The following is a 12,954-nucleotide window of genomic DNA, read 5'->3' on the forward strand; positions in this document are numbered from 1 at the left end:
TCAGTCCTCCAGACGCGGGAAGCGACCGGCGATGTCTTCGCCGGTGAAATTGGCAACCCAGCCTTCCGGGTTGTTGAACAGACGGATCGCCACAAAGTGCGGATGTTCGCCCATGTCGAACCAGTGCTTGGTGCCGGCCGGAACCGAGATCAGGTCGTTCTTCTCACAGAGAACGGCATAGACGTAATCGTCGATGTGCAGGGTAAACAAGCCACGACCGGCAACGAAAAATCGCACTTCGTCTTCGCCATGGCGGTGCTCTTCGAGGAACTTGGCGCGCAGCTCGGCTTTTTGCGGGTGATCGCTGTTGAGGCTGATCACATCGACGGTGATGTAGCCGCGCTCGGTCATCAGTTTGTCGATCTGCTCTTTATAAGCACTGATGACTTCTTCCTGACTGGCGCCAGGCTGAATCTTCGCGGCGGCCTGCCAGCGGTCGAAACGCACGCCCTGCTCGGCCAGCGTCGAGGCGATGTCTTCGAAATGGGTCAGCACCTTGTTGGGAATCTCAGGGCTGGAAACGTGGTAAACGGACAGGCTGCTCATGGGCAATTCCTCGGTGGCTGCGGCGCCGTCCGGCTCTTGCAGACCGGTCGGGCGCCGCGTGGCATCAGGCAAACGGGCTGTTTCTGGTGAACTCAGCCTTGGCGGTTCATGACGCTGCGGGTTTTCAACTCGCATTCAAACAGGAATTCAAAGGCCTCGATCTGCCGCAGCGCGTCGCTCATCTGCGCGCCCCAGGTGTAGAGACCATGGCCGCGAATCAGATAACCGACGCAATCAGGATGGGCGTCGAGCCAAGGCTGCACCTTGGCGGCGAGGCGCGCAATGTCCTGATCGTTGTCAAAAATCGGCACACGCACCCGCGATTCATGAGTCGAGATGCCGCTGAAGGCTTTTTGCAATTCGTAGTCTTCGAACTCGATGAAGTCTTCCGGAGTCAGACGCGACAGCACCGTGGCATTCACCGAATGAGTGTGCAGCACCGCACCGATCTCCGCGCGCCAACTGTAGAGCTGGGTGTGCAGCAAGGTTTCGGCGGAGGGTTTCTTGCCTGGTTCCAGGCTATTGCCGGACAGATCGGTAGCGAGCACGTCATCCACACCCAACTGGCCCTTGTGCTTGCCCGATACGGTCAACAGCGCTTCGCTCGGCGACAGGCGCGTCGAATAGTTGCTGCTGGTGGCTGGCGACCAGCCACGGCCATATAGGAAACGCCCGGCGTCAACGATCTGCTGGGCGAGCTGTTCACGGCTAAGGCTCATGGCCTGTCCTCTTGCATACATGTGGCAATGATAACGGCAGCGGCAAGCGCTGCGAGACTGGCAATACTAAAGGTCAATGTCGCGCCAAGGGCGTTCCAGCTGTAACCGGAATACAGCGCACCGAGCGCCCCGCCGGTGCCGGCCAGTGCCGCATACAGCGCCTGGCCCTGGCCTTGCTGGCGGGCGCCGAAACTACGTTGCACGAAAGCGATGGCAGCCGCATGAAAGCTGCCGAAAGTCGCTGCGTGCAGCACTTGGGCGAACAACAGCACCCAGAGAAACTCCGCAAACGAACCGAGCAGCACCCAACGCAACGCCGCCAGCAGGAAACTCGCCAGCAGCACCCGGCGCAGGGAAAAGCGCGCCAGAATGCGGCTCATGGCCATGAACATCAACACTTCCGCCACCACACCCACGGCCCAAAGCATGCCGATGACGCCACGGCTGTAACCGAGGCGTTCAAGGTGCAGAGTCAGAAAGGTGTAATACGGCCCGTGGCTCACCTGCATCAGCGCGACGCAAGCATAAAACGCCAGTACGCCGGGATGGCGCAATTGCTTGAGAAAGCCCTCGCCCGCCGGCCGATTGCCTTGCGCCGGCTGTGCATTCGGCACCCACAGGCTACTCAGGACGATACCGGCCATGATCAGCACCAGCGCCGCCGGGTAGATGTCCAAGCTCAGCCATTCGAACAGCCGCCCCAGCACTACCACGGTGATGATGAAACCGATCGAGCCCCACAGGCGAATCTGGCTGTAGCGCGATGTTTGCCCCTGGAGATGCGCGAGGGTAATGACTTCGAACTGCGGCAGCACCGCGTGCCAGAAGAATGCATGCAGGGCCATGACCATCGCCAGCCAGGCGTAGGTCTGACTGACGAAGATCAGCGAAAAGGTCAGCAACGTGCACACCGCACCAAAGCGCACGATGGCCAGACGCCTTCCGGTGTAATCGCCGAGCCAGCCCCAGATGTTCGGCGCCACGCAGCGCATCAGCATCGGAATCGCCACCAGCTCGCCGATGCGCGCGGCGCTGAAGCCGAGGTGATCGAAGTACAGCGCCAGAAACGGCGCTGTCGAACCGAGCAAGGCGAAATAGAACAGATAGAAACTGGACAGCCGCCAGTAAGGAAGCGCCGCCACGCCGGTTATGCCGCGACGGCTTTGAGCGCAGCCATCAGAGCTGGCCCAGCACCGGCGTGCTCACGCGCACATCGGCGTTCTGCCCACGGTGGCGCAGCAGGTGATCCATCAGCACAATGGCCATCATCGCTTCGGCGATCGGCGTTGCACGGATACCGACGCAAGGGTCGTGACGGCCCTTGGTGATCACATCGACCGGGTTGCCATTCACGTCGATCGAGCGGCCCGGGGTGGTGATGCTCGAGGTCGGTTTCAACGCCAGATGCGCAACGATTGGCTGGCCGGACGAGATGCCACCGAGGATGCCGCCGGCGTTGTTGCTGAGGAAACCCTCCGGCGTCAGTTCATCGCGGTGTTCGGTTCCGCGCTGGGCGACGCAGGCGAAACCGGCGCCGATCTCGACACCTTTGACCGCGTTGATGCTCATCAGCGCGTGGGCCAGTTCGGCGTCGAGGCGATCGAAGATCGGCTCGCCCAGACCCGGCATGACCCCTTCGGCGACCACGGTGATCTTCGCTCCGACCGAGTCCTGATCGCGGCGCAACTGGTCCATGTAGGCTTCCAGCTCCGGGACCTTGTCCGGGTCAGGGCTGAAAAAGGCGTTTTCTTCGACCGAATCCCAGGTCTTGAACGGAATTTCGATCGGGCCGAGCTGGCTCATGTAACCGCGAATGACGATGCCCTGACTGGCCAGATACTTCTTGGCGATCGCACCGGCCGCTACGCGCATGGCGGTTTCCCGCGCGGAACTGCGGCCACCGCCGCGATAATCGCGCTCGCCGTATTTGTGGTGATAGGTGTAGTCGGCGTGAGCCGGGCGGAACAGGTCCTTGATCGCCGAGTAGTCCTTGGACTTCTGGTCGGTGTTGCGAATCAGCAGGCCGATCGAGCAACCGGTGGTGCGACCCTCGAACACGCCGGAGAGGATTTCGACTTCATCGGCTTCCTGGCGCTGGGTGGTGTGGCGGCTGGTGCCAGGCTTGCGGCGATCGAGGTCGCGCTGCAGATCTTCCAGGGAAATCTCCAGGCCCGGCGGGCAGCCGTCGACAATGGCGACCAACGCCGGACCATGGCTTTCGCCAGCGGTGGTGACAGTGAACAACTTGCCGTAGGTATTACCGGACATGCAGGACGCTCCGTGAAATCAAACCCGAATTCTTGATGCGCGCCAGTATACGCAGGCTAACCGAGTAGTTCATCCTCGAACCTTAGTGGTGCTGGCGAGTCCAACCGGCACCTTGACCAATGATGGCGTGATGATGCTGCGAGTTCTGATCTTGAGTCTTACCCTCTTTACCGGCTTTGCCCAAGCGACAGTCCTACAGCGCCCGGTCACTCTGGACACCGGCAGCGGCGAACTTTTCGGTTCGCTGTTGCTGCCCAAGTCCGACAGCCCGGTGCCGATTGTTCTGATGATTTCTGGCTCGGGTCCTACAGATCGCGACGGAAACAACCCCGACGGCGGGCGCAATGACAGCCTCAAGCGCTTGGCCTGGGTGCTGGCCAAACACAACATCGCCAGCGTGCGCTACGACAAGCGTGGCGTTGCGGCGAGCCTGGCGGCCGCTCCCGATGAACGTGATCTGTCAGTAGAAAGCTATGCGGCGGACGCGGTGGCGTGGGGGCAGAAGCTCAAGGCCGATCCGCGTTTCGGCAAACTGATTCTGCTCGGCCACAGCGAAGGCGCGCTGATTGCCAGTCTCGCCGCGCCGAAGCTGGACGCAGCGGCGGTGATCTCGCTGTCCGGCAGCGCGCGCCCGGTCGATCAGGTCATCCGCGAACAGTTGGCGCGCAGCCTGCCGCCGCCACTGATGCTGCGCAGCAACGAACTGCTCGACAGCCTCAAGGCCGGCCATACCGATGACAACGTGCCGCAGCCGTTGCAGGTGATCTTTCGCCCGAGCGTGCAGCCGTACCTGATTTCGCTGTTCCGTCAGGACCCGGCGCAAGCCTTTGCCCAGCTGAAAATGCCGGCGCTGATCGTCCAGGGCAGCAACGACATTCAGGTCGGCACCGAGGACGCGAAGCTGCTCAAGGCGGCGAAACCGGACGCGCAACTGACGGTGATCGAAGGCATGAATCATGTGCTGCGCATCGTCCACAACGACATGAAGCGGCAATTGGCCTCCTACAAGGACCCGAATTTGCCCCTGGCCGCCGAACTGGGCGCCGCCGTCATCGAATTTATTGACGGAATTCGTGCAAGTTAACTGCGTTTTACCCTCCAGCCTTACAGAAAACGGCCGATAAGCCTTTGTCGCCAGCGCAACGTCTGGCGGCAAGCAGGGCTTGGACAGGATCTCGCCGTTATGACTGAAACCCAGACTTCACCCGACACCAGCGCTGAAAAAGACGCACCGCCAGCGGTCGAACTGCCGTGGGCGGACGTTCAGGCCGAGCACCACAAGATGCTTCGCCTGGCGCCGCTGCAGACCGACCGCAACACCGGCGGCCGGCCGTTGCGCTTTGTCGAGTTCGGTTACGCCGAGCGCAACAGCAAAGAGCGCAGCCTGATGCGCATGGCGATCAAACTGCCCAACCAGCGTGTGCGCAAAGAACAAAACCATCTCGATGTGTGGGTCGACCATGCGAGCAAACGTGTGAGTTTCGGTCCCGACAGTGGCTTGCAGATCGAACCGCTGAATCGCGGTATCGGCCGCTTCATGGCCGCGCAAGGCATCAACTGGGCGAAAAAACGCTGGCCCGGCTACACCGTCGACGGCATCGACCTGAACAACAAGGATGCGCTCAACGAAGACACTCGCTTGCGCCGCGACCATTTCCTGCGCGTGCACGGTTTCGATGTGGCTTACGCCGATGCCCAGCATTTGAAAGGCAGCATCAAGGCTGTGCAGGTCGGTGATCTGCTAGGTGACTGGAACAGCGAAAAGTTGCAGATCGTCGAGATTCTTGAAGCCGCGCAGATGCTGCAGCAGGCCGAACAGAATCTGGCCGAGCAGGAAGTGAAGCTGAAAAAACAGGAAGAGAAAGTCAGCAAGTTCAAGCGTGAAGATGCCGGGTTGCGCTTCACCATTACGTGTCTGGTGGCGTTTGCGGTGTTTCAGGCGGGGTTGTTGATCTGGATTGCTACGCACCGCTGAGGGCTTGAGACCGCGTCGCGGCCATTCGCGAGCAGGCTCGCTCCCACCCTGGAATGCATTTCCCTGTGGGAGCGAGCCTGCTCGCGAAGCCTTTAGACGCGGGAGGCGAACAGGGCCTGATGCGCGCGGCACTGCTCGGCTGTCAGCATGAACACGCCATGCCCACCACGCTGGAACTCCAGCCAGGCGAAATCGACTTCCGGGTACAACGCCTCGACGTGCACCTGGCTGTTGCCCACCTCGACAATCAACAAACCTTTCTCGGTCAGGTGATCCGCCGCTTCGGCGAGCATGCGCCGGACCAGATTCAGACCATCATCTCCGCAGGCCAGGCCCAGTTCCGGCTCGTGCTGATATTCGTCCGGCATGTCGGCGAAATCTTCCGCGTCGACGTAGGGCGGGTTCGATACGATCAAATCGAAACGCTGACCCGGCAAACCATCGAAGCCATCACCCTGCACGGTGTAGACGCGCTCATCGACGCCATGGCGCTCGATGTTCTGGTTAGCCACTTCCAGCGCTTCGAACGACAGGTCCGCGAGCACCACTTCGGCATTCTGGAACTCGTAAGCGCAGGCAATGCCGATGCAGCCGGAACCCGTGCACAGGTCGAGAATTCGCGCCGGTTCGTTGCCGATCCACGGCGCAAAGCGGTTTTCGATCAGCTCACCGATCGGCGAACGCGGGATCAGCACGCGCGGGTCGACGATGAACGACATGCCGCAGAACCACGCTTCACCGAGCAGGTAGGCGGTGGGAACGCGATCTTCGATGCGGCGCTTGAGCAAGCGCTGCAGATTGACCAGTTCGTCATCTTCCAGCGCGCAATCAAGATAGCTGTCGGCGATTTCCCAAGGCAGGTGCAAAGCGCCCAGCACCAACTGGCGCGCCTCGTCCCAGGCGTTGTCGGTGCCGTGGCCGAAAAACAGATCCTCCCCATGGAAGCGGCTGACGGCCCAACGGATGTGGTCGCGCAGGGTACGAAGTCGGGAAGTGATCACGGCGTAGAACTCCAGAAAAAACGACTGGCGATTCTACCAGCCAAAACGCGCGACGACGACGCAGGAAAAACCACGCGGCTCCGGTAGGAGTTTTCTTTTTTTTGCATCAGGCATTGAACGGAACGTGTAACTTGACAAGGCTGCAGGCCAAGAACGACGGCGCCTACGATGGTAGCGATTCACAGAACCGCTCAGCCAGAGGACAATGTCGCAAAAGCCCCACCCCGAGGAGCCCCAGAATGTCCGTTCCAAAAACGATGTTTCAACTCAGCGGCCGCGGTTACGCAGCGGCCACACTGAGCCATGCCACCGTGGTCATCATCGATGCCCAGAAAGAATATCTCAGTGGCCCGCTGGCCCTGAGCGGCATGGACGCGGCCGTCGCGAACATCAAACAAGTGGTTGCCGCAGCCCGTGCCGCCGGTCGGCCGATCGTGCACGTGCGTCATCTCGGCACCGTTGGTGGCCTGTTCGACCCGCAGGGCGAACGTGGCGAATTCATCCCCGGTCTCGAACCGCAAGGCGATGAAACCATTATCGGCAAACTGCTGCCGAGCGCGTTCCATGGCACCGAACTGCTCGAGCGCCTGCAGAATCTCGGCTCGCTGGACCTGATCGTTTGCGGTTTCATGAGTCACTCCAGCGTCAGCACCACCGTGCGCGCGGCGAAGAACCTCGGTTTCCGCTGCACCCTGGTCGAAGACGCCTGCGCGACCCGCGATCTGCCTTTCAAGGGCGGCGTGCTCAGCGCCGAACGCGTACAGGAAGCGGAAATGGCGATCATGGCTGACAACTTCGCCACGCTGGCCAAGACTCAGGACTTGATCTGATCCTGCCCTTGTGAGCGGTGCATTGGCGCCGCTCATCCGCTATATCCGCTGATTTGCCGCAAATGCCATAGCCTCAGGAACAACCCGGTCAACTCCCGGTCGAAGGGCCGATACCATTGAGGAAGGTCGGAATGAAGTTATCCGATGGATTTGACGCACGCCGTTTGCGGCCCAAAGGCCAAAGCAACTGGCGTTTTCGATTTGGCGCGGCGATCTCGGCCATTCTGGCGACGTTCGGCGTGCTGCTGGCGATGGCCGGCGCCGCCAGCCTGCTCGGCCGCCCGCCGGCGCTGGGTGACCTGAACGCATCACCGCTGGGCTCGGCAATCATGCTTGCCGTCGGCTTGCTGTTTCTCTACTTCGGCGTTGCTCTGTGGCGCCGCTGCCGCCGTCGCGCACGGCAATCGCGGGAACTGAACATGTCCCCGCATCTGATGAAAAAACACGACTGACCCAACGGCCTGGCTTTTTGCCGGGCCGTTTTCTGTCGACTTGGGTAAACTGGCCGCCCTTCGCGGAGGCTGACATGCAAGACGACGATTTTTCTCTGTTCAAAAGTGCGATCCAGGGCGTCAAGCCGATCAAGCACGACCGCGCCGACACTGGCAAACCCAAGGCTGACCGCGCGCAGATCGCCAAGCTGCGTCAGTCCGCCACCGTGCGCAGCGACACCACCATCATTGATGGCCTCTCCGACCAGTTCGTGATCGACGTCGGCCCGGAAGACGAGCTGATGTGGTCCCGCGACGGCGTGCAGGAAAGCCAGATGCGCAAGCTCAAGGTCGGGCAGATCCCGTTCGAAGGCAGCCTCGACCTGCACGGCATGAGCGTGGAAAAGGCCCGGGAAACCCTTTGGGCCTTTCTCGCCGAAGCGACCAAATTCGAAATCCGCTGCGTGCGCGTGACTCACGGCAAGGCTGTGCGCCTGGATGGCAAGCGGCCGATGATCAAAAGCCACGTCAACACCTGGCTGCGCCAGCATGCGCAAGTGCTCGGCTTCTGCTCCTGCCAGGCCCGCCACGGCGGCGCCGGCGCGGTTTATGTGATGCTGAAACGGACGATGATGGAAGGCCGCGACGAATAAAGCCGTCACACCGAACTTGCAGGGTTGTGTCCGCCACCGTACCCTTTCCCTTTGCGAAAATCCCCACAGGTAGTTTCATGTCCCTGGAACAGAATTACACCGCCATGTGAAGGGGGGGGTAGTAGGCTCTCAGGACCAATGAAATTAGGGACTTGGCACCGAGGACAACCTAGAATTTCATGCCAATACACAGTTACTGGTACAGAAATTGGTACGGGATTCATATCCCACATATATCAAAAAAGCCCCGCATCAGTTGAAACGATGCGGGGCTTTTTTCAATGTTGAATGATGGCTTGACCGGTTGAACCCACAGCCAAAAGCAGTCGTTGAAGATGTACTGCTTTCGCCCAGAAGCAGCCCTTCGCCCAACGCAGCTACCGACCAGTAGCGACGTTTGATTCCGGAAAAAATAAATCCGCCCCTTTTTCCCTAAAGCCGTGAGCGACAGCGTTCTGTTGAAGCTGTTTAAAGTAGATCGCATGACGCCACCACCCTGCCATCGTGCCGGTACGAACCAGATGACATGCTCCTTGGCAGACGCTATCTTGACGTTCTCCTTGGGACAACTGAGGGTGTATAGCGCAAAATAGAGGGTGATCATGGCTTCGAAATATACGTTGCTTAGCGAAAAAAGCGTTAGGGCTGCAGTCCAGGATGGCGTTTTCACCTCTAAAGCCGTGGACATCGTTCGTGACGGAAATAATTCATTTGTACGCCATCTCGAACGTCAGGATACTCCAACAATCCCTTCCTCAGTTGTTCAGATTCACAATAATTATATTTATGAGGCAGACACGTCAAAATTCATAAGCGCTGTTGTCGATATTCAGAATCAATATATAACTGGAGAGCTTAAAATAAAATATGACGAAGTTATAGTTGGCCTAACTACTTATCAAGAGCAAGGTTGTGATCTGGAGCTTTTAAATACAGACACTAGAAAGTCTTTATCTGCTTTTGGAGAGAGAAGTGCGCAGATCCTTTCGCCTGAAAGCAACAATCCTTACCTTGAGGGCGAAAGCCTTGAAGTTTTAGACTCATATACAAATCTAATATTTGTTTATGTGATGAGTGGATTTTGGCGTTTCAGGTCTAGATTTTCGAAGGACTCAGTAGCCACGAATAAGCTTGACACTCTTGAGTCAGAGGTTCGACCACTTTACTCATGGTTACTTCAAAATGGAAAAGAGCATGAGAATCAAATAGGTAGATCGGTGTATGCATACATTATCCTGGAGAAACCTGAAAAAGTCGATGTCATAGCCCAGCTTGTTCAATATGATAAACGCTATAGCTCAGCGCTCGATGTTATTAAGTCCTTCTCGCTGGAGTGTATTGATCGCAAGAACTGGTTCGAGCCTTACAAGGTCAGCAGGCTCCCAAATCATGCTCGGAGCGAGGATCGCTTGAGGGTTGCGCTGAGGCTCCATGACATCCTAAACAAGATAGGTAACATTCGTAGTGTTATTGACGAGCTTAAAGCCGCAGGCGATATCAAGGTATCCGATATATTGCTGGGCGGTGAGTACCTTGACTCTCCCTTGTCGCTGTTCCGAATTGAAAACAAGCCGGATGCCTGATCCGGTTTTTACGCCTAAAAATTAGTGGTTGTACTTGTACCACTCCTGCCTGGCTGCGGCGGCATAACATATTTCCTTGAATTCCTCTAACTTGGGGAATTCCCCTTCAAGACCAGCCTTGGCATTCAAGCAAAACCCTCAACACACCCGCGCTCAACGACTTTCCGCTTGCGCATGTAATCGATGACGTCCTGAAGGGGCGAAAAGGCTACAGATTTAGTACCGCTCATCTGTCCGCCTCAGCCGCGAGCGCCCGCTGGCTTGATGATGGATTGGACATAGCTTTACCCAACACCCTAGCATTGCTACTCTAAACTAGTTCTAGCTCTGCCTTGTAGCAAATCTTAAGCACCGATGTTTACAGTTCGAAAAATGCCTGCCTTTTCTCATAAACGGTGCAATAACAGCGAGATTGCTATTTTTTAATTTGAAAATCTCTTCCACCGAAAACTCGCCCAAAACGCTTAACGCTAAAGACTAGGAGTTGAGCCGCCGAGCAAAGCTACATCCGCCCCATGTAGAAACTAGTCGCCCCCATAAAGAGATTCTTGCTTAGTAACACTATCCGAAACGCACAATTGCTCCGCACTAATAGCAATAATCAATATACTCATCTAGGTTGATGCCACACTAGCCAAAATGCCAGACCAATAGGTTAGCAATCCAATCCAAACATTTAAAAACCACAAAGAGCACAATGCCAGGACTACTAATAAGAACCTGACATTGCTTTACCTCTCAACCAAATTTTAACTAATACAATCAATTTATTTTATTGATCAATCCGAACCGAAACCAGCTCTTGCGGCAGCTGAACTCTTGGTGTCTTTGAAACAATAGACTCCCACAATTTATAAACACGTGACGTCGGCCCTTCAGGACGATCGCCACCTCCCACACTTATATCCATTGCGCGAGCAATACTACATGCATGCGCCACTGCCGAAAGCGGGAAGTTTGTAGGATTCAATTTTGTCTTATCAAAAGCACCTAATTTTTTCCGCAATTCTACGCCGACTGATTTTGCATCAGTAATTATTGAAAGATCTGCACCCCCCTCCAAATGATGTAGCAACAGCCAAAAATCAAAGCATGGATTGCTTAGTGCGACTTCGATCCCTTTTTGCCGAGCCTCAGTTATAGCCTGCAGAAAGGTAGCTGCATGATTTGGTTGGATATAATGATCCGTATCCAACAACATCCACCGCTCATCATCCTCTTCTACATCAAATTGATCTAGTCTCGTGAGCACGTGTGGAGCTGCAGAACTGCCATCTGTTGTGGGCACTACTACCACTTTGATTCTTGGTATTTCAAAGGCATCGAAATACTGCTTAGGAGCAAAAGTATCATCAGAAGCAATGATAAATAATCTATCGTCACGATAGTCTTGCTGATCTCGAACTAGCGGTCTTTTTTTTCTGGATGTTAGTGACATGCTTCTTCACCCGAATCAATTAGACCATCCAAACGACCTAAAAATGGAACGGCTCCGAATCTTCCCTGAAGGTAGTGCTTTCTAACTTCAAGATCCTTTCTTACTTTGAAATCAGATAAGCTATATAAATTCGTACTTAATGAGAAGTCTTTTTCTGCAAACCATATCTCATCCCGTCTTAACAGCTCGAGATCTAACAAATTGGACTCATGAGTGGTTACAATTATCTGACTATTCTTTTCATCACATGCATTCAAAAATGTTTCCAAAAACTTCCAGATAAGCATTGGATGCATACTTCTATCGATTTCATCTATGAAGTACGTAGCATCCTTTGAACGCGCGACGTGTAACGCTGGAAGCAATTGCAACAATCGGCGAGTACCATCAGACTCTTCAGTTAATGGCAGTCGGGAGTTTACTTCGTCACCTACCTGATGATTTGAATGCACTGACAACTGATAAAATCTATTACCATCGCCACGCTCGAGCAGGAGTTCCTCTCCGTTTGCCATTTGGACGATACCGATACCCTCATCACTATCTTCGAGCCTCCTAAGAAGAGTCGGCAGCACTGATTTTGGAATTATTTTCTCTAGGTCCTGCTCAGTAATTTCTTTCTTCTCGACACCTAAACTCTGGACCCCGGTAGACGATGCCCGGAGAAACTCACCAGCAAACTCCCTAAAGGCGACATTATCCGCCAACATATGACCGACCGGCTCAATATTCTCATCCGGACCTGTCAACCTCAATTTATACTTGAACCAATGAATAACGTTTTTTACGTGTCCACTAAGGTCACTATCTTTGAGTGTTGCATTCGCCGTAGCTAAAAAAGTCTGATTCGCCGGCCCACCTATTTTCGCAAGCAAGTATGCTTTTTCACTCTTACCTAAACCTGCGGGTTCAATTTTTACCCCACCTGCAGCATCAGTAACTCTTTCGTATATTATTACCTCTTTCTTACCAGAAACCTGCAGCAACCACTCTTCTAATATCTGACTGTCGTCAACTTTAAATCCGTATCTATACAATTCACCTTCGCATATAAACTGCAAATCAAATGTAGAAGGTTCATCTCTTAACTTACTAAACTTATATGGTTCTCTAAGCGTTCCGTGTGGTTTTCCTGCACGTAGGACCATCTTCTTCATGTAGCTGAGTGCTTTAAATAGGCTAGATTTCCCAGCTCCATTCGCACCATAAAGGACACCAACCTTCAGAACCCTGAGCTCAGAATTCGGGATGGCTACCGTATGGCTGTCATGAGTACCTGAAAGCCTCCCGCTCGCTACCAGAGAAAAAGTCTGTTCTTTGGAAAAGGATCTAAAATTTTCTACTGAGAAAGAAACTAACATCGGACCACCCTAATGTGATTTTTTCACACCTTAAACCACGAATATTGACGCTTTCCCAAAAAAAAAGCATCCATCCGCGTAATTTTCACAGATTCATGCGGAGCAGTCGAGGAGTACTATGATCAGCGTAGACCAGCGTTTCCTGCCTA

The 12,954-nt window shown here is 55.2% G+C and carries 14 protein-coding genes; 6 read left to right on the forward strand and 8 right to left on the reverse strand.

The window, feature by feature from the left end; all coding sequences use genetic code 11:
- From ND528_RS03275 to aroC, 4 genes are all read right to left on the reverse strand, one after another.
- The gene (locus tag ND528_RS03275) at positions 1 to 546 is read right to left on the reverse strand and encodes a 1,2-dihydroxy-3-keto-5-methylthiopentene dioxygenase (protein ID WP_038861971.1); all 546 of its coding nucleotides are present in this window, start codon (positions 544 to 546) and stop codon (positions 1 to 3) included.
- A 92-nt stretch (positions 547 to 638) separates the two neighbouring features.
- Positions 639 to 1,265, reverse strand: a complete 627-nt coding sequence (locus ND528_RS03280) for a methylthioribulose 1-phosphate dehydratase (protein ID WP_024012225.1) — start codon at positions 1,263 to 1,265, stop codon at positions 639 to 641.
- Positions 1,262 to 2,407, reverse strand: a complete 1,146-nt coding sequence (locus ND528_RS03285) for an MFS transporter (RefSeq protein WP_073472596.1) — start codon at positions 2,405 to 2,407, stop codon at positions 1,262 to 1,264. Before ND528_RS03285 ends, ND528_RS03280 begins: the two co-directional genes overlap by 4 nt.
- Positions 2,408 to 2,441: 34 nt before the next feature.
- Positions 2,442 to 3,533 carry a chorismate synthase gene (aroC, locus tag ND528_RS03290; protein ID WP_024012223.1) on the reverse strand — a complete coding sequence of 364 codons (1,092 nt, stop codon included), beginning with the start codon at positions 3,531 to 3,533 and terminating at the stop codon, positions 2,442 to 2,444.
- A gap of 130 nt (positions 3,534 to 3,663) precedes the next feature.
- Here aroC and ND528_RS03295 point away from each other — a divergent pair, with 130 nt between their 5' ends.
- Both ND528_RS03295 and ND528_RS03300 read left to right on the forward strand, forming a co-directional pair.
- Positions 3,664 to 4,617, forward strand: a complete 954-nt coding sequence (locus ND528_RS03295; protein ID WP_125927483.1) for an alpha/beta hydrolase — start codon at positions 3,664 to 3,666, stop codon at positions 4,615 to 4,617.
- Between the two features lie 99 nt (positions 4,618 to 4,716).
- Positions 4,717 to 5,508: a hypothetical protein gene (locus ND528_RS03300; RefSeq protein ID WP_243241657.1), complete on the forward strand. Its 792-nt coding sequence runs from the start codon at positions 4,717 to 4,719 to the stop codon at positions 5,506 to 5,508.
- Positions 5,509 to 5,600: 92 nt separating this feature from the next.
- Here the strand turns inward: ND528_RS03300 and prmB are convergent, their stop codons facing one another.
- Positions 5,601 to 6,509 carry a 50S ribosomal protein L3 N(5)-glutamine methyltransferase gene (prmB, locus tag ND528_RS03305; RefSeq protein WP_016773773.1) on the reverse strand — a complete coding sequence of 303 codons (909 nt, stop codon included), beginning with the start codon at positions 6,507 to 6,509 and terminating at the stop codon, positions 5,601 to 5,603.
- 239 nt (positions 6,510 to 6,748) lie between these two features.
- On the opposite strand from prmB, the gene ND528_RS03310 reads away from it, so the two are divergent.
- The 3 genes from ND528_RS03310 to ND528_RS03320 all read left to right on the forward strand — a co-directional run bounded on the left by ND528_RS03310 (position 6,749) and on the right by ND528_RS03320 (position 8,423).
- Entirely contained in the window at positions 6,749 to 7,339 is a 591-nt protein-coding gene (locus ND528_RS03310; RefSeq protein WP_016773772.1) for a cysteine hydrolase family protein, read from the forward strand.
- Between the two features lie 131 nt (positions 7,340 to 7,470).
- The gene (locus ND528_RS03315) at positions 7,471 to 7,791 is read left to right on the forward strand and encodes a hypothetical protein (protein ID WP_016773771.1); all 321 of its coding nucleotides are present in this window, start codon (positions 7,471 to 7,473) and stop codon (positions 7,789 to 7,791) included.
- A 74-nt stretch (positions 7,792 to 7,865) separates the two neighbouring features.
- Positions 7,866 to 8,423 (forward strand): Smr/MutS family protein, encoded by a 558-nt coding sequence (locus ND528_RS03320; protein WP_016773770.1) that lies wholly within the window; start codon positions 7,866 to 7,868, stop codon positions 8,421 to 8,423.
- A gap of 220 nt (positions 8,424 to 8,643) precedes the next feature.
- On the opposite strand, the gene ND528_RS03325 is transcribed toward ND528_RS03320, so the two are convergent.
- Positions 8,644 to 9,027: a hypothetical protein gene (locus tag ND528_RS03325; RefSeq protein ID WP_263469671.1), complete on the reverse strand. Its 384-nt coding sequence runs from the start codon at positions 9,025 to 9,027 to the stop codon at positions 8,644 to 8,646.
- Between ND528_RS03325 and ND528_RS03330 the strand changes: the two genes are divergently transcribed.
- Complete coding sequence (locus tag ND528_RS03330) at positions 9,026 to 10,006, forward strand: hypothetical protein (protein WP_263469672.1); 981 nt, start codon at positions 9,026 to 9,028, stop codon at positions 10,004 to 10,006. The two genes, ND528_RS03325 and ND528_RS03330, sit on opposite strands and share 2 nt — an antisense overlap.
- A gap of 772 nt (positions 10,007 to 10,778) precedes the next feature.
- On the opposite strand, the gene ND528_RS03335 is transcribed toward ND528_RS03330, so the two are convergent.
- Together ND528_RS03335 and ND528_RS03340 are read right to left on the reverse strand one after the other, a co-directional pair.
- Positions 10,779 to 11,444 (reverse strand): RloB family protein, encoded by a 666-nt coding sequence (locus ND528_RS03335; RefSeq protein ID WP_263469673.1) that lies wholly within the window; start codon positions 11,442 to 11,444, stop codon positions 10,779 to 10,781.
- The gene (locus ND528_RS03340; protein WP_263469674.1) at positions 11,435 to 12,805 is read right to left on the reverse strand and encodes an AAA family ATPase; all 1,371 of its coding nucleotides are present in this window, start codon (positions 12,803 to 12,805) and stop codon (positions 11,435 to 11,437) included. Before ND528_RS03340 ends, ND528_RS03335 begins: the two co-directional genes overlap by 10 nt.
- Positions 12,806 to 12,954 lie beyond the last annotated feature (149 nt).

The sequence above is a fragment of the Pseudomonas mercuritolerans genome, from assembly GCF_025706525.1.
Lineage (GTDB): Bacteria > Pseudomonadota > Gammaproteobacteria > Pseudomonadales > Pseudomonadaceae > Aquipseudomonas > Aquipseudomonas mercuritolerans.